General features: G+C 61.6%; 22 protein-coding genes. All 22 read left to right on the forward strand.

The window, feature by feature from the left end; translation table 11 throughout:
- Positions 1–555 precede the first annotated feature (555 nt).
- The 22 genes from ACFOJ9_RS06970 to ACFOJ9_RS07075 all read left to right on the forward strand — a co-directional run bounded on the left by ACFOJ9_RS06970 (position 556) and on the right by ACFOJ9_RS07075 (position 25480).
- Entirely contained in the window at positions 556–1632 is a 1077-nt protein-coding gene (locus ACFOJ9_RS06970) for an ABC transporter ATP-binding protein (protein ID WP_378977941.1), read from the forward strand.
- A gap of 45 nt (positions 1633–1677) precedes the next feature.
- Positions 1678–2577, forward strand: a complete 900-nt coding sequence (locus ACFOJ9_RS06975) for an ABC transporter permease (RefSeq protein ID WP_378977943.1) — start codon at positions 1678–1680, stop codon at positions 2575–2577.
- A 2-nt stretch (positions 2578–2579) separates the two neighbouring features.
- Positions 2580–3425: an ABC transporter permease gene (locus ACFOJ9_RS06980; protein ID WP_378977945.1), complete on the forward strand. Its 846-nt coding sequence runs from the start codon at positions 2580–2582 to the stop codon at positions 3423–3425.
- Positions 3422–4168 carry an SDR family NAD(P)-dependent oxidoreductase gene (locus tag ACFOJ9_RS06985; protein ID WP_378977947.1) on the forward strand — a complete coding sequence of 249 codons (747 nt, stop codon included), beginning with the start codon at positions 3422–3424 and terminating at the stop codon, positions 4166–4168. The genes ACFOJ9_RS06980 and ACFOJ9_RS06985 overlap by 4 nt, the downstream gene beginning before the upstream one ends.
- Before the next feature lie 17 nt (positions 4169–4185).
- Positions 4186–4959 (forward strand): SDR family NAD(P)-dependent oxidoreductase, encoded by a 774-nt coding sequence (locus ACFOJ9_RS06990; protein WP_378977949.1) that lies wholly within the window; start codon positions 4186–4188, stop codon positions 4957–4959.
- Positions 4960–5078: 119 nt separating this feature from the next.
- The gene (locus ACFOJ9_RS06995) at positions 5079–6314 is read left to right on the forward strand and encodes an ABC transporter substrate-binding protein (protein WP_378977951.1); all 1236 of its coding nucleotides are present in this window, start codon (positions 5079–5081) and stop codon (positions 6312–6314) included.
- A gap of 69 nt (positions 6315–6383) precedes the next feature.
- Complete coding sequence (locus tag ACFOJ9_RS07000) at positions 6384–7493, forward strand: ABC transporter ATP-binding protein (RefSeq protein ID WP_378977953.1); 1110 nt, start codon at positions 6384–6386, stop codon at positions 7491–7493.
- Positions 7494–7542: 49 nt separating this feature from the next.
- Entirely contained in the window at positions 7543–8424 is an 882-nt protein-coding gene (locus ACFOJ9_RS07005) for a polysaccharide deacetylase family protein (protein WP_136619234.1), read from the forward strand.
- Between the two features lie 42 nt (positions 8425–8466).
- Positions 8467–8799: a hypothetical protein gene (locus ACFOJ9_RS07010; RefSeq protein WP_378977955.1), complete on the forward strand. Its 333-nt coding sequence runs from the start codon at positions 8467–8469 to the stop codon at positions 8797–8799.
- On the forward strand, positions 8792–9841 hold the full coding sequence (locus ACFOJ9_RS07015) for a CobW family GTP-binding protein (protein ID WP_378977957.1): 1050 nt from the start codon (positions 8792–8794) through the stop codon (positions 9839–9841). The genes ACFOJ9_RS07010 and ACFOJ9_RS07015 overlap by 8 nt, the downstream gene beginning before the upstream one ends.
- 5 nt (positions 9842–9846) lie before the next feature.
- Complete coding sequence (locus tag ACFOJ9_RS07020; protein WP_378977959.1) at positions 9847–11067, forward strand: ABC transporter substrate-binding protein; 1221 nt, start codon at positions 9847–9849, stop codon at positions 11065–11067.
- A gap of 26 nt (positions 11068–11093) precedes the next feature.
- Positions 11094–12461: an amidase gene (locus ACFOJ9_RS07025; protein WP_378987632.1), complete on the forward strand. Its 1368-nt coding sequence runs from the start codon at positions 11094–11096 to the stop codon at positions 12459–12461.
- A 69-nt stretch (positions 12462–12530) separates the two neighbouring features.
- Positions 12531–13499, forward strand: a complete 969-nt coding sequence (locus ACFOJ9_RS07030; RefSeq protein ID WP_378977961.1) for a cyclase family protein — start codon at positions 12531–12533, stop codon at positions 13497–13499.
- Positions 13500–13685: 186 nt separating this feature from the next.
- Complete coding sequence (locus ACFOJ9_RS07035; RefSeq protein ID WP_378977963.1) at positions 13686–14666, forward strand: AraC-like ligand-binding domain-containing protein; 981 nt, start codon at positions 13686–13688, stop codon at positions 14664–14666.
- 104 nt (positions 14667–14770) lie between these two features.
- Positions 14771–16798 carry a hydantoinase/oxoprolinase family protein gene (locus ACFOJ9_RS07040; RefSeq protein WP_378977965.1) on the forward strand — a complete coding sequence of 676 codons (2028 nt, stop codon included), beginning with the start codon at positions 14771–14773 and terminating at the stop codon, positions 16796–16798.
- 3 nt (positions 16799–16801) lie between these two features.
- Complete coding sequence (locus ACFOJ9_RS07045; protein ID WP_378977967.1) at positions 16802–18769, forward strand: hydantoinase B/oxoprolinase family protein; 1968 nt, start codon at positions 16802–16804, stop codon at positions 18767–18769.
- 137 nt (positions 18770–18906) lie between these two features.
- Positions 18907–19758, forward strand: a complete 852-nt coding sequence (locus tag ACFOJ9_RS07050) for an FAD binding domain-containing protein (protein WP_378977969.1) — start codon at positions 18907–18909, stop codon at positions 19756–19758.
- Positions 19755–20252, forward strand: a complete 498-nt coding sequence (locus tag ACFOJ9_RS07055) for a (2Fe-2S)-binding protein (protein WP_378977971.1) — start codon at positions 19755–19757, stop codon at positions 20250–20252. The genes ACFOJ9_RS07050 and ACFOJ9_RS07055 overlap by 4 nt, the downstream gene beginning before the upstream one ends.
- The gene (locus tag ACFOJ9_RS07060) at positions 20245–22593 is read left to right on the forward strand and encodes a xanthine dehydrogenase family protein molybdopterin-binding subunit (RefSeq protein ID WP_378977973.1); all 2349 of its coding nucleotides are present in this window, start codon (positions 20245–20247) and stop codon (positions 22591–22593) included. The genes ACFOJ9_RS07055 and ACFOJ9_RS07060 overlap by 8 nt, the downstream gene beginning before the upstream one ends.
- A 12-nt stretch (positions 22594–22605) precedes the next feature.
- The gene (locus ACFOJ9_RS07065; RefSeq protein ID WP_378977975.1) at positions 22606–23337 is read left to right on the forward strand and encodes a LamB/YcsF family protein; all 732 of its coding nucleotides are present in this window, start codon (positions 22606–22608) and stop codon (positions 23335–23337) included.
- 95 nt (positions 23338–23432) lie between these two features.
- Positions 23433–24815, forward strand: a complete 1383-nt coding sequence (locus ACFOJ9_RS07070) for an aspartate aminotransferase family protein (protein ID WP_378977977.1) — start codon at positions 23433–23435, stop codon at positions 24813–24815.
- Positions 24812–25480, forward strand: coding sequence for a nuclear transport factor 2 family protein (locus ACFOJ9_RS07075; RefSeq protein ID WP_378977979.1), 669 nt, complete (start codon positions 24812–24814; stop codon positions 25478–25480). The genes ACFOJ9_RS07070 and ACFOJ9_RS07075 overlap by 4 nt, the downstream gene beginning before the upstream one ends.
- The last annotated feature ends 114 nt before the right edge of the window (positions 25481–25594 follow it).

Genomic DNA, 25594 nt, shown 5'->3' on the forward strand with positions numbered 1-25594 from the left:
CATCGACAAATAATGACTTTTGCATACAAAATATGAAAAGTCTGGCCGACAGCACTGGAATTTTCGGCGCGCGTACAGTTGGCATGGCGATTGCTTTGAACCCATGGCGGCCAGCGAATCTGCGCTAGAGAGTCGATTCGTGCCGTAAATTTAGGCTCTGTTTGCTCCAAACAGGCAGCGTTTTCGCATTGCCTAGGCATAAACCGTTACTTTGTTACAAGCCCATTGCTCCATTTCGACAGGGCGAAAGGGGCTTGTGAAATGTCGATGCAGGCGCCAGCGCCCGGTCAGCGCTATTTGACTCGATGCGCTCAAATAGCGAAATGCTAAAAAGCCTATTGAATACAAAAATCATTTATGTCATAAATTTTGAAGCGGATGCCGGAAGAAGCATCCCGAGGTGGATGACCACAAACCACAAGAAACGAATGCTTCGATGCGCGCGCCAATCATGCGCGCAGCCCGCTATCGGCTTGCCCGTTCGCGGAAGCGTTTCCGCAGCACCACGCGGTGACGTAAGCGACAGTTTACTTGCGAGAAACCGGCAGGGAAATCGTGGCGGCAGTTTTGCAGCTCTCTCAGGTGACAAAGGCTTACGGCGCTCTGCGGGCGCTCGATGGCATCGATATCTCACTGCCCGACAATGCCTATATCTCGCTTCTCGGTCCGAGTGGATCGGGCAAGACGATCCTGTTGCGTGTGATTGCCGGCTTCGAGGCTCCCGATAGCGGCAGCATCCTTTTCAAGGGCGAGCGCGTCGAAGCGGTTCCGCCGCATCGCCGCAACATCGGCTTCGTGTTCCAGAATTTCGCTCTGTTTCCGCATCTGTCCGTCGCTGGGAATATAGCGTTCGGCCTGGAGAACCGGGAATTGAATCCGATCACGGATTCGGCCGTCGTTCGCGCCAAGGTTAGGGATATCGTCGCTCTCGTCGGTCTAACCGGTCTTGAAGACCGCGGCGTCGCACAGATTTCAGGCGGCCAGCGTCAGCGCGTGGCGCTGGCCCGAACATTGATAACCGAGCCATCGCTGGTCCTGCTGGATGAGCCGCTTGGTGCGCTCGATGCCAATTTGCGCACGCGCATGCGCGCCGAACTGCGGGCAATCCGCGAGCGCTGCGGCGTGACGTTCCTGCATGTGACCGGCAGTGAAACCGAGGCACTGGCGATGGGTGACACCGTTCTCGTGCTGGATCGCGGACGCATCGCACAGGCTGATGACGCCGACACCGTCTACAACCGGCCGCGGTCGGCGGCGGTGGCAAGATTTCTCAATTGCTACAATCTCTTCGAGGGACAGCTCTCGGAGGATGATTTTGTCAGTCCGGTGGGAAGATTTCCGTTGCAGGGTCAAAAGGCCGATGTGCGCGGTCAGCCAGCCTACGCCATCCGCTACGATCGAATCTCCGTCAGGCCGCTCGCAGCCCCCGTTGCAGCAGAGGAAGTCCGCATCGAGGGCACGTTCATTGCCGACGAGTATTCAGGCGCGGCCATCAACTCCTTTTTCGCGCTCGATGACGGGCGCGTGATCGAAGTCGAGTCGCATCTCAGCCAGGCCGCACCACAGAGTTGCGTGCCGCACGGTCGCTACGCCCTCGTCTGGAGACGCCAGAATGCGCTTGTCTATGCATGAACCGCGCTTGGGTCCTGTTTTTGCCGGCGGAATGGAGATTGAACGATGGCGATGACTGCCGCCACGGCTGAACCTGTGTCCGCTGACCGGCCCGCGAAGAGAATGCCCGACAGGACGTTTTGGCTGCTTGCGCCTGGCGTGATCTGGATGGTTCTTTTTCTCGTCGTGCCGATCCTGATGATGGTCTACGTCTCGTTCTGGACGCAGACCACATTTGCGATAACGCCGACGCTGACGATCAAGAGCTGGGTGACGTTTTTCTCAAGCGACACCTATCTCAGCGCGCTTTGGACGACAATTCGCATCTGGCTCATCGTCCTGGCCGCTACCCTGATCGTCGGTTATCCGGCTGCCCTTTTTGTCGGGCTCTTCGTGCGCAACAAGACCCTGCAGACGGTGCTCTTGGTGCTTTGCGTCATTCCGTTCTGGACGTCGTTCTTGATCCGCGTTCTCGCCTGGCGTCCCATGCTCGGCAAGGAGGGCGCGATCAACCTCATCCTTCAGGGTGTCGGCCTCATCAACAAGCCGATCGAGGTGCTGCTGTTTTCCGAACTGTCCGTCATCATCGGCATGACGCAGATTTATTGCGTGTTCATGGTCGGGCCGATCGCCTTCATGATGGGCCGCATCGACCAAAGCGTCATTGAAGCCGCACAGGATCTCGGTGCCGGCTTCTGGCGGATTTTCCGCACCATCATCTTGCCGTTGTCGATGCCAGGCGTCGTGGTCGGCGCGATCTTCGTGTCGGTGATGGTGCTTGGCGAATTCGCGACGTCGGCAGCCTTGTCCGGCCGCAAGGTCAATCTTCTGGGCAATATCATCGTGACGCAGGTCGGATCGTTGAAATGGGCCTTCGCGGCGGTGGCGGGCGTGATCCTGACCATCCTGATGGGTATCGTCGTGGCTGCGTTGCTGCGTGTGGTCGATCTCAGGAAGGAGCTCTGATCATGCAGGCAAGCGGCACGAAGCTGGCTCTTGGCATCTACACGGCACTGTTCCTCGTGTTCCTTTATGGCCCGATGGTGGTTCTCGCCATTCTGTCCTTCCAGACGGGGCCGGAAGGCGGTCCGCAGTTTCCGATCATCGAATGGTCGGTCTATTGGTACAAGCATCTTTTCGGCATGACACCGCCGACGCGCATCGCACCGCTGCCGATTGAGGAGGCGCTCGTCCGCTCGCTCGTCCTGGCGGTGATGACGATGATCGTCTCGACCGTTCTCGGGGTTACCTCGGCACAGGCATTCCGCAAGAAATTCACCGGCTCCGGCTTTGCTTTCTACCTGATCGTGCTCGGCATGATGGTGCCCGGTGTGCTTGTCGGGCTTGGCATGGTGCTGATCGCCAATGCACTGGATATCGACCGGCACTGGTGGGGAACGACCTTCGTCCTGCACGTCGTCTACACCTATCCCTTCGCGTTCCTGGTCATGCTGGCAATCCTCAACCGCTTCGACCAGACCGTCGAGGAGGCCTCCTGGTCGCTTGGCGTGTCGCCGGTGAAAACGTTCCGCAAAGTGACGTTTCCGCTGATTTTTCCTGGCGTCCTCTCGGCCATGCTGTTCGCCTTCACGCTGTCCTACGATGAGTTTTCGCGCACCCTGTTTGCCTCGGGCCGTGACCTGACGCTGCCGCTCGCGATCTACGGAACGTTCTCGGTGGAGGTCCATCCGAACGTCTTTGCGTTCGGCGTGCTGACGACGCTGTTTTCCTTCGCACTGCTCGGAACCTATGCGGCGCTGATGATGCTGTCGATCCGCCGCGCCCGCCGGGTCGCCATTCAGGAGGAGGCATGATGCCCGGCGAGACAGCGAGCGCAATCGTCACCGGCGCCGGGTCCGGTATCGGCAGGGCAATAGCCATCCGCCTCGCCGCCGATGGCTACGCCGTACTGGTCAACGACCTCGATCTCGGGCGCGCGCAGGCTATGGTCTCGGAAATTGCCGTCTCCGGCGGAAAGGCTGTCGCTGCCGCCGGCGATGTCTCATCCGAAGCGGACGCAAAGGCCATCCATGCGGCGGCTGTCGCGGCCTTCGGCGACACGGACCTGCTGATCAACAATGCCGGCATCGTGCATCAGTCGCTGTTTGAAAATCTCGAGCTGAAGGATTTCGACCGCATGTTTGCGGTGCATGTGCGCGGAACCTTCCTGATGACGAAGATGGTTCTGCCGGCGATGCTGAAGGCCGGCAAGGGCGTCGTCGTCAATGTTGCGTCGCAGCTTGGCCAGGTCGGCGGCATTGAGCTTTCGCATTACGCGGCCGCCAAATCGGCAATCATCGGCATGACCAAGTCGCTGGCCCGAGAGGTGTCGACCCGCGGCGTGCGCGTCAATGCGGTTGCGCCCGGGCCCATCAACACGCCGCTCGTTCGGGAGCTGTCGCAGGAATGGCGCACCCGCAAGGCATCCGAACTGCCGCTTGGCCGTTTCGGCGAGCCTGAGGAGGTGGCGGCAACCGTAGCCTTTCTCGCTTCGCCGCAGGCCAGCCTGTTTGTCGGCCAGACGCTCGGTCCGAATTCTGGCGATGTGATGCTGTGAGCGAGGAAATGACGATCATGACCGATACGCCGCTTTCTTCCCGTGTCGTTCTCATCACCGGTGCCGGCATCGGCATCGGGCATGCGACAGCCAAGGCCTTCGCAACACTTGGCGACCATGTTGTCGTCACCGATGTGCTGGAGCGCGAGGGCAACGACACGGTCGAGGCCGTCCGGATGGCTGGCGGGTCGGCAGAATTCCATCTGCTGGACGTGCGCTCGACCTCCGCCGTCGATGCGCTGGTCGCCGATGTGGAGGCGCGTCTGGGCCGGATCGATGTGGTCGTTGCCAATGCCGGCATCGCCCACAAGGCGCCGCTCGAAACGCTTGACGACGATAAGTGGGACCTGACGTTCGATATCGATCTGAAGGGCATTTTCCGCGTTGCGCGTGCCGCGGTCCCCGCAATGAAGGCACGCAAATCTGGCGCCATCGTCGCGCTCTCCTCGATCATGGGGACGTCCTACGGCTGGGACGAACACGTGCACTATTCCGCCGCCAAGGCCGGCGTCGTCGGCCTGGTGCGCGGCCTTGCCGTGGAACTCGCCCGTGACGGCATCCGCGTCAACGGCATGGCGCCTGGCTATATCCGCACCGCCCAGCTTCTGTCGGAGGAAAATTCGCTGGGGGCGGCGGGCGCCGAAGCCGCCGGCGCCTTCATTCCAATGGGGCGCATCGGCGAGCCCGAGGAAATTGCCGACGTGATCACATTCCTTGCATCACGCGGCGCGAGATACATGACCGGTCAGACGCTGGTCGTGGATGGTGGCCTCCTTGTAGGCCGGTACTAGCACACGACGTCCTCCGAAAATCCTCAACGGGCCTTCGGAATTATTACGCCAGAACAACAGATTAGGGGTGTCCACAAGGGGATGCTCCGGGGAACACAAGAACAACTGGAGACAAAGCAATGTCAGTTTCGTCAGAAATCAATCGTCGTTCACTGTTGAAGCGTTCCGCGGGCGCCATGGCGCTTGCGATGGGAGGTGGCACGCATTTCCTGTCTTCCAGCGCCGCTTACGCGCAGAGCACCGCGCTTGCATCCGAGCAGCTGCGCACCATCGGTCTTTCGGTGACCGTTCAGGAACGCATCCTGGCCGACTTCAAGAAGGCAAGCGGCGTCGGCACGACCTCGGGCACGGCGGCAACCTTTCCGGATGCGCAGACCAAGATCCTGTCCGGTTCCAAGGACTATGACGTCTGGGAAACCATAGGCGAGCGTCTGCCGTCCGTTGTCATGACCGACAATGCCGATCCGATCGCGACCTCGGCGCTGAAGAACTGGTCGAACATCCGTGACATCTTCAAGACTCCCGATCCGAAGTGGCCGGCCTCGGCGCAGATCGTCGGCCAGATCTGGACCGACGCAACACAGACGGCGTTGTGGATGGTGCCTTCCGTCTTCAACTTCGATTCCATTGGCTACAATCCGGAGATCGTTTCCGAAGAAGAGGCAAACAGCTGGACGGCTATTTTCGATTCCAAGTGGAAGGGCAAGTCCGGCCTCAACACCGACCCGTTGACCGCTTTCGGCCAAGCCGTGATGGCGATGAACACGCTTGGCCTCTCGGATGTGAAGAACCCAGGCAATGCATCGGCGGCCGAGATCGACGAAGCGGCGAAATTCCTGATTTCCAAGAAGAAGGACGGCCAGTTCCGCGCTCTTTGGGGCGATTTCGGCGAACTCGTCAACTTCCTCGCCTCCGGCGAAATCGTCGTGTGCGACGCCTGGCAGCCGGCCGTCATGGCCGTCAAGGCTCAAGGCAAGGCGTGCAAATACGCCATCCCCAAGGAAGGCTATCGCGGCTGGTCGATCGGCAACACGATGCTGAAGGGCACGCCCAACAAGGCCGCTGTCGAAGCCTACGCCGATTACTGGCTGTCAGGTCCTCCGGGCATCACCGTTTCCGAGCAGGGCTACTATTCGCCGACGACCAACATCAAGGAGGTCATGTCGCCTGAGAAATATGCCTTCTGGTATGAAGGCAAGCCTTGGGTCGGCGCTGAAGAGCGCGGCATCAAGGAAGGCGACCTGCGTGATGGTGGCTCTCTCGAAACACGCGCGGCCAACGTCGCTTACTGGCACCAATGGCCGGAAGAATATGATCACCTGGTGCAGAAGTGGGATGAGTTCCTGAGCGCCTGATGTCTGACGGGGCGGGCGGGCGACCAGCCTTGCTTGCCCGCCCCACGCCCTTTTTTGCGAGTGAGTGCGATGATTTACGATCTCGAGCTGTACAGGATCGGCAAGGTTTACGACAACGGCACGCCAGCCGTGATCGACTTCAATCTGTCCGTCAACAAGGGCGAGTTCATCGCATTCCTCGGCCCGTCGGGCTGCGGCAAGACAACGACCCTGCGAATGATCGCCGGGTTCGAAAGCATTTCCTCCGGAAACATGATGGTCAAGGGCGTTCGCATCAACGACATGCGCCCTGCCGACCGCCCGACATCGATGATCTTTCAGAATTACGCCTTGTTCCCGCACATGACGGTCCGCCGCAATGTCGGCTATGGCCTCGAGGTCAAGGGCATGGCGAAGGCCGAGCGTGACGCCAAGGTCGATCGCATGCTTTCGACGCTTGGCCTGGATGATGTTGCCGAGAAAAAACCCGACAGGCTTTCCGGCGGCCAGCGCCAGCGCATCGCACTTGCCCGCGGCCTGGTGGTCGAGCCGGATATTCTTCTTCTGGACGAACCGCTGGGTGCGCTCGACGCCAATCTGCGTAAAGCCATCCAGAACGAGTTGAAGCTGCTGCAAAGGACGCTCGGCATCACCTTCGTGTTCGTGACGCATGCGCAGTCGGAAGCCCTGGCGCTGTCCGATCGCGTCGTGGTGATGAACCAGGGCCGGGTCGAACAGATCAGCCCGCCGCATCAGCTTTATACACGCCCCAACACCCCGTTTGTTGCCCGGTTTATCGGCCGCAACACGATCTTCACCGGCGCGGTCAAGGGCATTGAAGACGGACGCATCATCGTCGACACGCCGCTTGGAACGCTTGCCGGCGGCGCCAATGGCGATATGAGCCCAGGTGCCGCGGTCAATGTCGTCATTCCGGCCGAGGCCATGGAAGTTCATACGCTGAGCAGCGCCACGCGCGCCGCGATCTCCGGGCAGTCAGGCGGCAATGTCATCGACGCCAAGGTCAGCCGCTTCGACGTCGTCGGCCACATTTCCCATCTTTCGGTCGAGTTGCCGGATGGGCGGGCGATCGCGCTCGAGGCGCATATCGACAAGTATCCGCCGGGCGTCTTTCCCGCGGGATCGCACATCCTGCTTACCTGGAACCCTGGTCAGGCAACAGTCATCCCGGCGACCTGAAAAACATCGAGCCCATAAATGGACCGGAAAACCCCAAGGAGAAAATGACATGGCAAAGGAAATTCTGTGCAGCTTTGGCGTCGATGTCGATGCGGTTGCCGGTTGGCTCGGGTCTTATGGCGGCGAGGATTCGCCGGACGATATTTCACGCGGCCTGTTTGCCGGCGAAGTCGGCAGCATGCGCCTTCTGAAACTGTTCGAACGGTTCGGCATCAAGACCACATGGTTCATTCCCGGTCACTCGATCGAGACGTTCCCGGAGCAGATGCAGGCCGTGGCGGACGCGGGCCATGAAATCGGCATTCACGGCTACACCCACGAAAATCCGATCGCGATGACACGCGAACAGGAGGTCGAGGTTCTCGACAAGTGCATCGAACTGGTGACGAAATTGTCGGGCAAGCGCCCGACCGGCTATGTGGCGCCATGGTGGGAGTTTTCGACCGTCACCAACGAATTGCTGCTGGAACGCGGCATCAAGTACGACCACTCGCTGATGCACAATGATTTCACACCGTATTACGTGCGTGTCGGCGACAGCTGGACCAAGATCGACTATTCCAAAAAGCCCGCCGACTGGATGGTGCCGCTGAAGCGCGGCCACGAAACGGACCTGATCGAAATCCCGGCATCCTGGTATCTCGACGATCTGCCGCCGATGATGTTCATCAAGAAGTCACCCAACAGTCACGGCTTCGTCAATCCGCGCGATATCGAGGACATGTGGAAGGCTCAGTTCGACTGGGTCTACCGGGAGATGGACTACGCGGTCTTCCCGATCACCATCCATCCCGATGTCGCCGGCAGGCCACAGGTTCTGATGATGCTAGAACGGCTCTACGCCCATATCAGCAGTCATCCCGGCGTCAAATTCGTTACGATGAACGAGATCGCCGATGATTTCGCCAAGCGCTTTCCGCGTCGGAAATAAGGTCGATAATGCCTGCGCTTTGTCCGTCACGAGGTCGTTGTCATGTGTTCGCTGTGCGGAATTCTCGGAAGCAATGAGCACTGGGCCGATGCGGTGGCGCGTCCGGGCGTGTTTACACGCAACACCGAGCGTGTCGACCGCCGCCGTGAGCGGGCCAAGCGCGTTCGCATCGCCGGCCGTATTCTCACCGAGTTCGGCATGACCCTGTCGGACTGGCAGGGGAGTTCGTTCCTGCTGTCGACCCGGACGGGCAAGACGGAGATGGTCGAAGACCTCGGACATCTGTGGCCGCTGGCGGAAAAGATATCCGGCCGCGTCTGCGATCCGCTGTCTCATTCGCTGATCGAGAAGCTGGAGGGCGGCGGCGATGCCTGATGCTTTCCCCGACTTCACGCCGGTCAACCTGCTGACCGGGTTTCTGGGCTCCGGCAAGACAACGCTTCTGCGCCGTCTGCTGCAGGATCCGGCCCTGTCCGATACGGCGGTGCTGATCAACGAGTTCGGCGAAGTCGGCCTCGACCATCATCTGCTGGAGCGGATCGACGACACCATGGTGCTGCTGCAATCGGGCTGCGTGTGCTGCACCATCCGGGGCGAACTGGCGCAGGCGATGCGCGACCTGCTGTCAAAGCGCGAGCGCGGCATCGTCCCGCCCTTCCGGCGGCTGATCATGGAAAGCACCGGGCTTGCCGATCCGTTCCCGGTTCTGTCCACTCTCAAATCCGATCCTGTGCTGCGCCATCATTTCAAGGCGGCAAATGTCATCACCACCCTCGATGCGGTGAATGGCCTGGTCCAGCTCGAAACCCATGGCGAATCGGTGCGGCAAGCGGCAATCGCCGATGCGATCGTGTTGACCAAGACCGATCTGACCGATGAGCCGGCGATCGCCCGGCTGATGCAGCGCGTGCGCCGGATCAATCCGGATGCCCCCTTTGTCGACGCGCAAGGCGATCACTTCGATGTCGATCGTCTGCTGAGCGGAGCATCGGGTTCGGGTGAGGGCGCGCCTTCAAAGGGTGGCTTTTATTGCGAGGAGCCGGTGTCCGCCATTGGCGAAGCGGGCAGCGCCCACCAAAAGCCGGTGCATTCCTTCGTCATGACCATCGACGCTCGTATCGACTGGACCGCCTTCGGGCTGTGGTTGACCATGCTGCTCAATCGGCATGGCGACAAGGTTCTGCGGGTCAAGGGCATCCTCAATATCGAGGGAGAGGACAACCCCGTCGCCATTCACGGCGTCCAGCATCTCGTCCATAGCCCTGTTCACATGACGGGATGGCCATCGGATGATCGCCGTTCCCGCATCGTTTTCATTGTTGACGGACTGGATGCCGATTTGATCCGACGCTCTTTTTCTGCCTTCAACCGGCTCGGGCTGCCACAGCCCGCAGTGAAGATCACCGAGACCGCGTAGAGGCCATGAACAAGCATCACAAGCCATCGGCGCTGTCGTCGCCCGCACTTCACACAGAGGGCCGGCCGAAGCTTCGCATTCTCGGCACGGCAATTTCCCTGCTGGAGGAACTACGACTCGGCGCCGAGCGCGATCTCAGCATGGATATCGAATTCGACAATCAGGATTTCATGACGGCGCAGCACAAGGCGGCGCTGGAACCGGACACCTATGATATTTACGACCAGTGTTTTCACAATCTCGATATCGTCTGGTACTGGCGGGCGGTGCAGCCGATCGATATCGATCGGATCGGCCTCTGGGATGAAATCACCGATCTGACCAAGACGGGGCGCATCGGTCCGAACGCGCGGATCGGCCAGGGCGATGCGCCGGTCACCAAGCTTTTCGTACAACCGAACCTTGCCCTGGACGAAAAGCCGTCGCGCTGGATTTCCATGCTGCCGACGACCCACAATTTCGACAGCTTTGCCTATAGTCCCGAGGTTATAAACAAAAACTCTGCGCGGATGACCTCGTGGGCAGCGCTGCTGGACGAGGAATTTCACGGACATGCGGCGCTGGTCAACGAGCCGGCGATCGGCATTTTCGACGCGGCGCTCGCAGCCCAGGCGGCGGGCCTGATGACTTTCAAAAATCTCGGCAACATGTCGGTCGAGGAAATCGACAAGCTGATGGATATTCTGGAGGCGCGCAAGAAATCCGGATTCTTCAAGGGGTTCTGGAGGTCGGCCGAAGATGCCGCCGATCTGATGACCTGCGGTGACGCCGTCATCGAAAGCATGTGGTCGCTCGGCATCAGCAAGCTGGACCTGCGCGGCGTTCCCGTGGAGCTGGCAAATCCGGTGGAGGGCTACCGCGCGTGGCACGGCGGGCTATGCCTGTCCAAGCGGCTGAACGGACGCATGCTGGACGCGGCCTACGAGTATCTGAACTGGTGGCTGTCGGGATGGCCAGGCGCCGTGGTTGCGCGCCAGGGCTATTACATGTCGACGCCCGAACGGTCCCGGGCGCACATGACGCCTGCCGAGTGGGACTACTGGTACCAGGGATTGCCGGCGGCGAACGACCTTCCGGGGCCGGATGGATTGCTTCGGGTCAAGGCGGGAGCGGTCAGAAGCGGCGGCTCATACTGGCAACGTGCCAATTCCATTGCCGTCTGGAACACCACCATGGACGAACACAATTATCTCGTGCGCCGCTGGATGCAATTTGTCGCGGCCTGAGAGCGCCTCGGAAAGGAAACATAGCCATCACAAAAAAACTGAATTCCCTGTCTGTTGCCCAACTCTCGGTGATGATCCAGTCCGGTTCGGTTGACCCGATCGAGGTGGCCGAAGCGACGTTCGACGCAATTGCCGCCCATGCCGATCCGGCCGTTTTCATCAGCCTGTTACGCGACCGGGCAATGAGCGAGGCGGGTGCTGCCTCACGCCGGATCAGGGATGGCCGCTCACTTGGCCTTCTCGATGGCATTCCGGTTGCCTGGAAGGACCTGTTCGACATCACCGGCTTGGCAACGACGGCGGGCTCCAAGGTTCTTGCCCATGACGCACCGGCACTCGAGGATGCCGATGTTGTCTCGAATTTGAAGGCGGCCGGCATGGTTGCCACCGGCCGCGTCAATATGAGCGAGTTTGCGTTTTCGGGGCTCGGCATGAATCCCCACTACGGCACACCGAAGAACCCCAGAAGTACAGATGTGCCGCGTATTCCGGGTGGCTCCTCGTCGGGCTCTGGCGTTGCTGTCGCGGCCGGTCTGGTTCCGGTCTCGATCGGAACCGACACCGGCGGCTCCGTGCGCATCCCTGCCGCCTTCAGCGGAATTGTCGGATACAAGGCCACCCGCGGGCGTTATTCGATGCGCGGCGTCTTTCCCTTGGCGCGGAGCCTCGATGCACTGGGGCCGCTCTGCCGCACGGTGCAGGATGCCGTCTGGATCGATGCAGCCATGCGCGGCCTGTCGGCGCCCTCGATTGGCCACGGCACCCTCCGGGGCCTGACCATCGTGATCCCGCAGAACGTGGTGTTCGACGATGTCCAGCCCGGCGTGTTGGACGCGTTCGAGGCGGCAATAACCCGTCTTGCCAAGGCAGGCGTCAAGATCGTGCGTTTTGCCATCCCCGCCTTCAACGAGATTCTGGATATGACGGCGCGGCATGGCGCGCTGGTGACGGCGGAGGCCTATGCCCTGCATCAGCAACGGCTTGCCAGTCCGGAGGCAGCTGACATGGATCCGCGCGTGGTGACACGGACGCGGCTCGGCGCCAAGATTACGCTTGTCGACTATCTGAAGATCGTCAATTCGCGCACCCGGCTGATCGGGGAGGTCGCTCGACTTGTGGATGCCGGAGCGCTGATCGCCTTCCCGACCGTCGTCCATGTCGCCCCGCCGATAGAACCGTTGAAAACCGATGACGACCTGTTCGTCAAAACCAATATGCGCACGCTGCGAAATACGCTGCTCGGCAATTTCCTGGACTGGTGCGGGGTTTCCATACCTTGCGGCACGGGCGAGGCCGGCATGCCGGTCGGCTTCCTGTTGTCGGCGCTGCCCGCGCGCGACGAGCAGCTGCTGTCGGTGGCGCTTTGTGCCGAAGCGGTCATTCGCGGCGAATAAGCGCTGCCACTCAGACGACTATGGAAGCCTTCAGTCGGGTTTCCCAACCGAACAACAAGGAGAACATCAATGTGCATGGCGTGTTACGTCGACGAGGCGATGAAGAGCAGGATCATTGCCTACAATGCCGAATTCCATAAGGTTACCAAGAGCCCTTACGGCAGCGACGACGAGATCGGCATGCTGAACCTCATCGATGCCGAGTCGCGCTCGGCCATCATGAGTCGCACCGATCCATCCAAGGTGTTCGATCTGTCAGTGGATCATTTCATCGGCATGCCCGGCTGGTTCGGTGCCGGCGATCAGCCATATCAGATCTGGATGACGCACACGCCGCAGGGTGAGATCGTTGCCAACGCCATGGGCGTCACCCCCGAAGCCAACAAGCTCGTCGGTTATTCCGGCGATGCGATATCGATGTACACCCATTGTGGGACCCACATCGATACCTTCAACCACTTCGGCTACAATGGCGAGATATTCAACGGCTTTACCGCGCAGGACCATCTCGGCAGCCGCGCGTGGCAAAAATGCGGACCGGAAAAATATCCGCCGATTTTTGCGCGCGGCATTCTGCTGGATGTCGCGGCTCTCCACGGCGTCGATACGTTGCCGCCGAGCCATCCGATCGGCAAGGCCGATATCGAGGGTTGCCTGAAGAAACAGGGCCTGTCGATCAAGCCTGGTGATGTCGTTCTGCTTCGCACGGGCCAAATGCTGCTATGGCCCGACAAGGCGTTCGCCAGCAACACGCCGGGGCTCAATCGCGAAGGCGCCGAGTATCTCGCCAAGCACGGCGTGATCATGATCGGCGCCGACAATCTGACACTGGAACAAACACCTTCGGCACATCAGGAGAATTTCTTCCCCGTTCACACCTATCTTCTGGCCGAAGCCGGCGTTCCCATCTTGGAAATGGCCCAACTGGAGGAACTGGCGGCGGAAAAGGTCTATGAGTTTGCCTTTTTCGGTGCCTGCATCAAGCTGCGCGGCGCCACGGGAACGCCGATGCGGCCGGTGGCGATGCCGCTTCGATAAATTGCGTGCGCGCCCGCGAAACTGCGCGCTTGGGGAAAGTTTGAGACAATCGCGACGGCATGGGAAAGCGAGCCATCTGCCAACGACCACATAAGTTTATTCGTTTTTGACCAATACGCGCCGGCGGATTCCTGTAATCTTCAGAAAAACACCGGGCTAACCGGGGCCAACCAGAAAGGTCGGGGAATGAAATACGTCGTCGATACGATCGGCGGTCCCGCCGGCGGTGATGCCTGGCAAGCCGCTGTTACCGAAGCCTATTTTCCGCTCGACACCGAGTATCGGAACCGTCGTGAATTTTCAGGCACGCTGGAAACCTTCTCGCTTGGGCTCGTCAGCGTGTCTAAAATGCGCTGCGATGCCGTAAGCTATCGCCGCCATCGCCGCCACTTCCTCAACGAGCGTGACGCCAGCCTGCTCATCACCATCCCGGAGATGTCGGAGGTGAATTTCTCGCAAGGGTCGAGGACCGTCAATTGCGGTCCGGGCGGCTTCCTCGTTGAGAGGGGAGATGCGCCTTACGAATTCTGGCACGGCAAGCCAAACGCGCTGTGGGTCCTGAAGGTGCCGTCATCGAGCGTTCGGGCGCGGATCGGATCCGCCGAACGGCTCAGTGCACTCAGTTTCGACGCGACCCAAGGCGTCGCCGCGCTCTTCCTCGACACGGTGCGAACCACGATCGGCCATGTCGATGAGATCACTGAAGTCGCTCGTGAGATGATGGGCAGGCACATCCTGGAAATGCTGTGCCTCTCGATCGTAAGCGACGATCGCGTGCTGGACAGCAGCATCTCGTCGATCCGGGCCGGCCATTTGCACCGTGCCGAGCAGTATATTCGCGACAACCTGAAGAATTCCGGCCTCGGGCCGCAGGCGGTGGCTGATGCCTGCGGCATTTCCCTGCGTTACCTGCAGGTTCTTTTTCAGGACAGCAACCAGTCGATCAACGGCTTCATCCGCGACGCCCGGCTTGAACTTTGCTCCGAGGAACTGATGTCGGTGACCAACATCAGCAGCGTTGCCGAGATCGCTTACCGCTGGGGCTTCGCCGACCAGTCTCAGTTCTGCAAGCACTACCGGACGCGGTTCGGCTGCGCACCGACCGATACCCGTCGCGAAGCGGCGAACCGGGCAGGCCGCGCTTCGACCTCAAGAGAGCGGCACTAGACCCGACGAAATCCGGGCCAATTCCATAATCTATTGCGACGTCACCCCTGCAAGGGGCGGCGAAAGCCGGGCCTTGCCCGCAAAGACCCCGCGAAGGAACTGTCATGAGCAGAATAAGAGTTGCCGTCGATGTCGGAGGGACCTTCACCGACATCTGCATCATGGACGAAGATAGCGGCGCGATCCGCATCGAGAAGACCGCCTCCACGCCTGACGATCCCATGCAGGCCATCATGAATGGCGTGGAGCAGGGCCGCATCGATCTTTCCCAGGTGACGATGTTCTCTCATGGCACGACGGTCGCCACCAATGCGCTGATCACCCGCCGCCTGCCACGCACCGCAATGGTCTGCACCGAGGGTTTCCGTGATGTTGTCGAGATCCGCCGCGCCAACAAGGAAGACCTCTGGGACACCTACAAGGATGTCGCCAAGCCCTATATCCCGCGCCGTGACCGGCTGACAGTCCGGGAACGGGTCAGTGCCGAGGGGACGATCCTGGAAGCGCTGGACGAAGAGGCGGCTCACCGCGTCGCGGAAATTCTCGTGAAACGGCAGGTCAAGTCCATCGCCGTCTGCTTCATGAACTCCTATGTCAACGGCGCCAATGAGCGCCGCATGCGTGAGATTCTGAAGGAGGCCATGCCGGATCTGCCGGTCTCGATCTCCTCGGAGGTGATGCCGGAAATCTTCGAGCACGAGCGTTTTTCCACCACCATGGCGAACGCCGTCTGCGCCCCGGTCGTCGTCGACTACGTGTCGCGTCTTGGAGAAAAGCTTGCCGCGGCCGGATACAAGCGAGATCTCCTGTTGCTGCACAGCGGTGGCGGGGTCATGACACCCGCAAGCGTCAGGGACTTCTCAGCCCGGCTCGCAGGATCGGGCATTGCTGCCGGCGCGATCGCAAGCCGCTTCATCGGAAATCTCTGTGGCTTCCCGAACTCGATCGGCTTCGACATGGGCGGCACCAGCACCGACGTCTCGCTCGCATGGAACGGGGAGTCGCGCATCACAAAAGACTGGTACATCGAATTCGGATATCCGATCCGCTTCCCCTCCATCGAGGTGCTGACCATCGGCGCGGGCGGCGGGTCGTTGGCATGGCAGGACGAGGGCGGCAGCTTGCGCAACGGACCGCAGTCCGCCGGCGCCTTTCCGGGCCCGGCCTGCTACAAGAATGGCAACCGCACCGCCACCAACACCGATGCCAATGTCGTGCTCGGCCGTCTCGGCACCAGCCTTGCGGGCGGCAAGATCACGCTCGACCCCGCCCTGGCCGTCCAGGCGGTGCAGGAGACTGTGGCGGCACCCTTCGGCATGGAACTCCACCAAGCGGCCGAGGCGATCATCGCCGTCGCCAACGCCAATATGGGCAATGCCGTCCGGCTTCTCTCCATCAGCCGGGGCTATGACCCACGAGACTTTGCGCTCGTCGCATTTGGCGGTGCAGGCGCCTTGCACGGAGCGGCCGTGGCGAAGGAGCTTTCGATTCCAACCGTGATCGTGCCGCCCAATCCTGGCGTCACCTCCGCGCTCGGTTGCCTTCTCGTCGACGTGCAGCACGATTTCTCCGAAAGCTTCATGGCCGATGCTTCGACGGTCTCGCCCGCCGAGATGCAGACGGCCTTTGTTTTGATGGAAGAACAGGCCGTTGAGCGTCTGACCCATGAGGGCGTGGCGCGGGAAGACATGGCGCTGCAGCGTACGGTCGAGATGATGTACCAGGGCCAGTGGCGCTCGCTCGCGGTGTCAGCCCCGGCGCGGATCGAGAGCATCTGCTCGCTGATCGAGGCATTCCACAACGAGCACGAACGCGAGTTCAACTACCGCCGCGAAGAGGCGCCGGTGTCGATCTTCCGCATCGCGGTCAAGGCGATCGGCATCGTCCCGAAAGCCGAGATACCGCGGCATGAAGTCTTGCCGCATAAGCCACAGCCGGTCGGCCGCCGCCGCGTCTGGTTCGACGGCGTATCTCATGACGCAGCCGTGTATGAGCGTGAGCAACTCAGCGCCGGCGCTGCCTTCACAGGGCCTGCCATTGTCGAACAGTTCGATTCCACCACCGTGGTTCCGCCGGGAATGAGCGCGACCGTCGATGGCTTCCTGAACATTCTCATCGTGACGAAAGGCTGAGACATGACAAAGCTGATTGAAACGAGCCCTGGCCTCGATCCGGTAACGTTCGAGGTGCTGAAGAACTCCTTCATCACCACTGTCGACCAGATGGCCGAACAGATGCTTCGCACCTGCTATTCCTTCGTCATCTACAACCGAGACTTTTCGAACGCCCTGCACGACGCCGATGGCAACTCCGTCGCCCAGGGCAACTACGACATCGCGGTCCATGTCGGCACACTGCACAACACGTGCAAGGAGGTGATCCGAGTCTTCGAAGGCGATATGGCACCCGGCGACGTCTACGCAATCAACGATCCCTATGCCGGCGGTACGCATTTCAGCGATGTTCGGCTCGTCCGGCCGATCTTCGATGAAGACAAACTGATCGGCTTCTCCCAGTCAAACGGACACTGGTCGGATCTCGGCGGCTCGGTGCCGGGTTCCTTCGACGTCACCGCCCGCGACATGTTCCGCGAAGGCCTGCGGATCACGCCGTTGCGCCTTTTCCAGCGCGGCCGCTTCTGCTCCGACGTCGCCAACATGATCGCAGCCAACACGCGCGATCCCGCATCGATCATTGGCGACATCCATTCCCAGGCGCAGGCGACGCAGGCCGCCGAGCGCGAACTGTTGCGGCTGGTCAAGAAGTACGGACGCGGCCAGGTCATGCGCGGTATGGAGGAGGTTCAGGACTACGTCGAACGTGCCGTGCGAAAGCGTCTCGCGGAGCTGCCCGACGGCACTTGGGAGACGGTCGACTACATCGACCGGGATCTCGGTGCCGGCGAAGGCATGATCCCGATCCGCATCAAGATGACGATCAAGGGCGACACGATCCACTACGATTTTACGGGAAGCCATTCGACCATTGCCTCGATGTACAATTCCGCCCCGGGCGCGACCTTCTCGGCCGTGGTCGCCGGCATGAAGACCTTCTTTCCGGACCTTCCACTCAACAGCGGGTTTTACCGGATGATCGAGGTGACCGCGCCAAAGAACAGCATCGTCAGCGCGGAATGGCCGGTGGCGGTGACCGGGTTCCTGATGCCGTTCGAAAAGATCATGAACGCGATCTTCGAGATGTGGTCGAAGATCATGCCCGAACGCGCTATCGCCTGCGCCTTCAACCTCGAATATCTGCTGGCCGGGGGACGGGACGCGCGCAAACCCGAAAAGCCGATCTTCATGTTCTACGAATGGCTGCCCGGCGGTTGGGGCGGGCGCCACGGCAAGGATGGTGCCGATGTCACCACCGCCTGCTTCGGAACCGGGTTGATGTCGCAACCGAACGAAGGCAACGAACGGGTGAATCCCACTCGGACGGTCGAGTTCCAGATCAAGCAGGATTCAGCCGGGCCCGGCAAATGGCGGGGCGGCGTCGGCGTGCAGAAGACCTCGTTGCTGCTTGAGGCTGAAAATGCCGTCATGTCCTATATTTGCGACCGCGAGCGCGCTGTCGTCTGGGGTGTCGAAGGAGGCCTGCCGTCGATGCCCCACGGCTTGACCATGAAGCGCGCCGGAGAAGAGACCGAGATCTGGCTCGGCTCCGTGTTCTCCGATTACTCGGTCCACACAGGCGACCAGTTCGCTCGTCCGACGGCCGGCGGCGGCGGTTTCGGCGATCCATTGGAGCGCGAGCCCCGCAAGGTGATGGAGGACGTGATCGACGACTACGTTTCTCTGGAGCGCGCCAAGACTGACTACGGCGTGGTGATCCGCGAAATCGACCGCGACCTGTGCCAATACGAAATCGACGGGACGGCAACCGAAGCCTGCCGTGCCGACATCCGGGCGAAACGGAAGGACTGGGCACGCATGGATCCTGAGGAGGTCGCGCGCAAATACCGCTCCGGCGAGATCGATACGCTCGATGCGGTTCGGCACTATGCCGTGATCCTCGACTGGGAGACTGGCGAACTCCTCCCCAAAACCACCGCCCAGTTCCGTGAGAGCTTTGAGAAACGCACGGTCGCTCACTGGGCCTGAGCGCCAAGGAGCGCGCCGCCAGAGTTATCTGTTTTTTCGATACCATACTCAAAGAATTACTATTTCACAGGAGCCTAAAGCTGGAGCAACAATGCTGCAGCGCCGCGAAAGTTGGCTGCTTCCGAGGGGTATGACAGATGGCACCAAGCGTGGAACGATCGTTCACCGCAGCCAGCACTATTGAAGAGGCAATGGCCGCACGCCGGCAAGGCGCGGCTGTGCTTGCCGGCGGCACCTGGATGATGCGTGATCCACGGCGCGGGGTCGACCTTCCCGAGGCGGTGGTCGCACTCCACCGAATACCCGCCTTGTCCAAGGTCGAAATCGAACCGGACCATGTCGTGATCGGCGCAGCCGTTACCCATGCAGTCCTTGGCCGCGCGTTGCACGGGGCAGCGGGCTTCGAAGGTCTGGTTGCCGCGGCGGAGAATGCGGCCAATCCCGGCATCCGAAGGGTCGCCACCGTGGGCGGCAACCTTTGTGCCCTCGACTTTGCCGCCGCCGATCTCGCCCCTGCGCTTCTCGTCTGTGAGGCGGCGGTGGAACTGGAGACGTTCGAAGGCCCAAAACTCCTCGGTATTTCAGATTTCCTCAAAGACAGGCATACGCTGCTGGCCGAAGCGATTGTGACGAGAATTCATCTGCGCCGCGACCTTGTCGCAAGTGCTCATATCCGCCTGCCGCTTCGGAAAGCCGGCGACTATCCGGTCGCCATCGTCTCCCTCGGGGTGGACAAGGACAAACGATGTCGCATCGCCGTCGGCTCGGTGGAGCCGGTAGCGCGGCGCTGGACGGCGCTCGAACAGGCCATGAGGCCAGGCCCGGCCTCTGCGCTCGATCCGGAACGCACCGCCGAGCTTGCACTGGAGCACAATGATTTTCAGGGCCGCGACGGCAAGGAAGCGGAGGGTTGGTACCGGCGCCAGGTTCTTCCGCCGCTGGTCAAGCGCGGTGTTGCCGCACTTCTCAAGACTGGGGGCCTGGCATGACCGTGACATTCCAGCTGAATGGCGAGGACTGCCGCTTTGATGGCGATCCGATGACGCCGCTCGTCGACATCTTGCGGCAGGAACGATTCCTGACGGGGACCAAAGCCGTGTGCCGCGAAGGCTTTTGCGGCGCGTGCACGGTGCATGTTAACGACGAAGCGGTGCCGTCCTGCCTGAAGCCGGTTGGACTCGTCCAGGGATGCGCGGTGACGACCATCGAGGGATTGAGTTCCGGAAACCAGGCGCTGCACCCGCTCCAGGCCAATTTCGAGGCGGCCGATGCCGTGCAATGCGGCATGTGTTTTCCAGGAATGGTCATGAGCCTTTCGGCGTTCGTGCGTGACAATCCGCATGCGAGCCGTCCCGAAATCAAGGCGGCGATGGTCGGCAACATCTGCCGCTGCACGGGATATGAGCGGATCGTCGACGCCGTGGCCGACTGCCTCGACCAAGCGCGGAAGGCTGGCCAGTTGGTGGGAGGCATCCATGTCTGAGCTGTCCGCCACGGTGATGAATCTTCCCCGCCGCGATGCGCAGGACAAGCTGCGCGGGCGGACGAAATACACCAACGACCGGGTTCGCCCCGACATGTTGCATGCCGTGCTGCTGCGGTCGACCGTTCCCGCTGGGCGTATCCGCAAGCTCGACGTTTCGGCGGCACTTCGCTGTCCTGGCGTGCGCGCGGTGGCGACCGGCGCCGATGCGCCAGGGCTCTACGGCATCGGCATTGCCGATCATCCGCTCCTGGCCATCGACACGATCCGCTATCACGGCGAGCCAATCGCCGTCATCGCCGCCGAGACGGAGAAGCAGGCGCGGGCGGCACTTGCCGCCATCATGCTCGAGGTCGAGCCGCTGGCACCGGTGTTCACCATGGCCGAAGCGCTCCAGCCCGCCGCCCGCCTCGTCCACGAGGGCTGGCGCGGCTACGAGGTGATCACGGAGGGTGGTGCACGTGCCGGCAACATCGCATGGGAGGCAAAATCCAGTCGCGGCGACGTCGATGCTGCCTTCGCCCGTCCCGACATACGCATTGTCGAGAGCAGCTTCACCGTCGGCCGGCAGAGCCATGTGCCCTTCGAACCGCGCGTTGCCATCGGCTCCTGGGAGGACGGCCGTGCTCACATACAGACCTCGACGCAGGTGCCTTGGACCGTGCGCAACGTCACAGGAAGGGTCATGCAGCTTCCGCCCGGGCGGGTGCGGGTCACTGTACCCCCTGTCGGTGGCGGGTTCGGCCTGAAATTCGATGCGTCCATCGAGCCTATCACGGCACTTCTAGCGCGGATGACCGGGCGCACGGTGGTCCTGGAAAATACCCGGCAGGAAGAGATGGCAACCTGCCTCTGCCGCGAGAATGCGGAAATCCGCATTCGGTCCGCTGTCACCGCCGAAGGATACATCGCCGGGCGCGAGGCGGTCGTGCTGATGGATTGCGGTGCGTATGGCGGTGAGCAGGTCTTCCTGACGACGATGACGGCGCACACGCTGGGCGGCAATTACAAGGTCGGTGCAACGCGGCTCGTCAGCCGCGCCGTATACACCAACACACCACCCAACGGCGCTTTCCGAGCTTGCAACGGCGTCTACAACACATTCGCGTTGGAGCGACACACCGACGAAATCTGCGATGCGCTAGGCTTCGACCCAATGGAGTTCCGGAAGAAAAATGTCCTGGGAGATGGCGATCTCGGTGCCACTGGCCAGGTTTTCGAAGCCGACGTGCTGGGTCCGATGCTCGATCGTATGGAGGCGTTGCGTGCCAGTACCGGCACAACAGAAGCGAAGGCCGACGGCAGGCTCTATGGAATTGCGACCACGGTCGGCACATGGTTCGTTTTCGTCGGACCCTCGGCGGCGACGGTGAATTTGAACTCCGACGGCAGCGCAACGCTGGTCACGTCGGGTGTGGAGATCGGATCGGGCACGATGGTACAATCCCTGCCGCAGATCGTGGCTGGGCAGCTCGGCCTCGCTCCCGACCAGGTGATCGTGCGCGAAGCCGATACAGATGCCGCCGGTCTCGATGTCGGCGTTGGCGGTGGGCGCACCACCGTGTCCATTGGTGCTGCGAGCATCGCCGCCTGTGCAGAGGTGCGGGAGAAGCTGCTGCGGACCGCCGGCGAGATGCTCCAGACCCGACCGGAAGACTTGGTGCTGCGGGAGGGTCGTGTCGAGATCACCGGACGTCCCGGTTCCGGCATGTCGATCCCCGCCGTCGTCGCCCATGCGCAGGCCACCACCGGCCCGATCACAGGAAGCGGAGCCTTTACCGCCAAGAACACTCCGGCAATGTCCGGCTGCGCCATGGGGCATTTCATCGATGCGCTCGACATCCCCGTCTTCGTTGTCCACGAGGCCGAGGTGGCGGTTGATCCGGACACTGGTCATGTCGAGGTGCTGGCCTATCGCGTGGTTCAAGATGTCGGCCGCGCGCTCAACCCGCGCGCCATCCTGGGCCAGATACAGGGCGGCGTGGTGCAGGGGCTGGGCTATGCGTTGCATGAGGAGGTGACGCTCACCGCCGACGGACGCATCGCGCAGGACGATTTCGAAACCTATCGCCTGCCGCTGGCGCAGGACGTGGTTCCGGTCGCCGCCGACCTCTACGAGGGCGCACCGTCGATGGGGCCTCTAGGCACCAAGGGCGCGGGCGAGGTGCCGATCCTGGCCGTGGGCGCGGCGATCGGCTGTGCGGTGGCGCGCGCCATCGGCAAGCCGGTGCAGCAGCTGCCACTGACGCCGCCGCGCGTGCTTCGACTGCTGCACGAGCGCGAACCACCGCCGGAATTCCCGCACATCGCCCCCGGCTGGGCAGCAAACACTCTGGGCTAAGGCAAGCAAACCATGGTCACCCTGAACTGCGACATGGGGGAAAGTTACGGCAACTGGCGCTTCGGCGACGATGCCGGCATCATGCCTCATATCGATTGCGCCAACATCGCCTGCGGTTTCCACGCCTCCGATCCATGGACGATGCGGAAGACCGTGCGGCTCGCCCTTTCGCACGGAAAGCAAGTTGGCGCGCATCCCTCCCTTCCCGATCGTGAGGGGTTCGGTCGGCGCGAAATGAAACTTCAGCCGGAGGAACTGACAGCCGCCTTCCTCTACCAAATCGGTGCGCTGACAGGAATGCTGGCCGCCGAGGGCGGGCAGCTCAGCCATGTCAAGCCGCACGGCATCATTTACGGCATGGCCGCGAAAGACATGGACACTGCCCGGGCGATTGCCGCGGCGGTCAAGCCGTTCGGCATCCCGCTCTTCGGCATGGCGGGAACCTGTCACGAGACGGCGGCAGCCGAACTCGGCGTTGCCTTCGTGGGCGAGTTCTTTCCCGATCTTGCCTACGCTCCCGGCGGCAGCCTGATCATCCCGCGCGTCCAGTCGGCCATCGACCTGACACTTGCCGAGCACCGAATGGTGGGGGCACTCAGCCGACGCGAACTCGTCACGACAGACGGCACGGTCCGCCCGGTCGACTTCGACACTGTCTGCATCCACTCCGATCCGCCGAATGCGCGCGACGTCGCCGCGCTGATGCGGCGGATCATCGACACCCATTCCAACGGCCTCCCATGATTCATTCTTCCGAATCGTGAAAGCTCCACGCACGGGATCGGGGACTATCTCGAACTCACTGCCCGAACCATTTCCACAAGCCGCTGAGGACTTCCATGGACGCGCTTTCCAACTCTCTCGCCGCCGCCGACATCGCCACCACAATGCACCCCTACACCAACCTGCGTCAGCACGAAAAAACCGGACCGCTGATCATCAGCCGCGGCGACGGCATCCGTGTTTATGACGAGCGCGGCAAGGAATATATCGAAGGGCTCGCCGGGCTGTGGTCGGTGGCCGTCGGCTTTTCGGAAAAGCGGTTGGCCGACGCGGCCTATCAGCAAATGCTGAAGCTGCCTTACTACCACACCTTCTCCTCCAAGGCGCATGAGCCGTCCATCCGGCTCGCGGAGAAACTCGTGGAGATGACGCCGGAAAACCTGACGCGTGTCTTCTTCACGTCGTCGGGCTCGGAAGCCAACGACACCATCGTCAAGATGATGTGGTTCATGAACAACGCGCTGGGCCGGCCCAAAAAGAAGAAATTCCTGGCACGGACCAAGGGCTATCACGGCATCACCGTGGCCTCCGGCAGCCTGACAGGCCTGCCGATCAACCATCGCGACTTCGATCTGCCGGCGATTCCCGTTCGCCACCTGACCTGCCCGCACTTCTATCGTTTCGGCATGGAAGGCGAAGACGAAGCCGCCTTCACGGCGCGTCTGCTCGCTGAGCTGGAAGCGGTGATCGCGGAAGAAGGGGCTGACACCATCGCAGCCTTCATAGGCGAGCCGCTTATGGCAGCCGGTGGCGTTCTGCCACCGCCGGTCGGGTACTGGGAAGGCGTGGAGAAAATCTGCCGGGCAAATGATATCATTCTGATAGCAGATGAGGTGATCTGTGGTTTCGGGCGGCTTGGTACGCCATTTGGCTGCCAGAAATTCAGTTTCACGCCTGATATCATGACGCTTTCCAAGCAGATCACCTCCTCCTACATGCCGCTGGCCGCGGTGATGTTCTCGGAGGCGATCTATCAGGCGATCGCCGACAACACCGCAACGATCGGCAATTTCGGTCACGGCTTCACGGCGTCAGGTCATCCGGTTGCCACGGCGGTGGGTCTCGAAAACCTCGCCATCTTCGAGGAGCGGGACTTGATCGGAAACGCGGCACGCCTTGAGACGTTGTTCCAGGCCGGCATCCGCTTATTCGCAGATCACCCGCTTGTCGGCGAAGCGCGGGGCGCCGGTCTTATCGGTGCGGTTGAGCTGGTGGCAGACAAGGCGACGAAACGCCCCTTCGCCAAGGTTGGGCGCGCAGGGGGTATCGCAGCAGGGATCGGCCACGAGGAAGGCCTCATCTTCCGCGCCATCGGCGACCAGCTCGCGCTCTGTCCGCCGATGATCTCGACAGAAGACGATGTGAAGGAAATCATGACGCGCATGGGCCGGACGCTTGAGCGCCTGACCGGTGCGGTTGCCAAGGAGGGACTTGAATGACCCGTATGAAAGCCGAACCGGTCGTCCATATCGACGACGAACGCTTCCGGGTCACCGAATGGCGGTTTGCCACCGGGGCCGAGACCGGCTGGCACATCCATGGCCATGACTACGTCATCGTGCCGCTTACGGACGGCAAGCTCGGTCTCGAAGGCCCAGACGGCGCGCAGTCGCAAGCCGCTCTCACCCAAGGGGTGCCCTATTCGCGGCGGACGGGTGTGGCTCACAACGTCATCAATGCCGGCGATGCGCCGCTCGCCTTCCTGGAGGTCGAGGTCGTTGAGGCTGGCGACCTCGCAGCCAGGCGGCTCGCCGTGCTCGACCGGTTCCTCGCGGCCTGGAACGCTCGCGACGTGGGCGCGCTGATGGACTGCATGGCTGAGAATTGCGCTTTCCACGGCTCGGCTGGACCCGATGCCGAAGGGCGCAAGCATATGGGGCGTGACGCCGTGCGCGTCGCCTATGCAGCGCTGTTCGATGCCTTCCCGAAAGCCGAGTGGACCAGGGGACGGCACGTCGTGACGGGCGACACCGGGCTTTCATCATGGCGCTTCGCAGGCACCACGGCAGCGGGGCAGAAAATCGAAGTCGACGGCTGCGATATCTTCGCTTTCTCGGGGGAGCTCATAGCGCTCAAGGATTCCTATCGCAAAGCGCGAGCGTAGCGAAAATCTGAATTCATCGGGCGACAAGGGCGGTCCAAGCGGGCCGCCCTCATTTTTTGTCCAAAGGCAAGATCCTCAAAAGGCGAAAGGCCCGGTCGTCCCAAAGGAACAGGG

Source organism: Mesorhizobium cantuariense (genome assembly GCF_042647205.1).
Taxonomy (GTDB): Bacteria; Pseudomonadota; Alphaproteobacteria; order Rhizobiales; family Rhizobiaceae; genus Mesorhizobium; species Mesorhizobium cantuariense.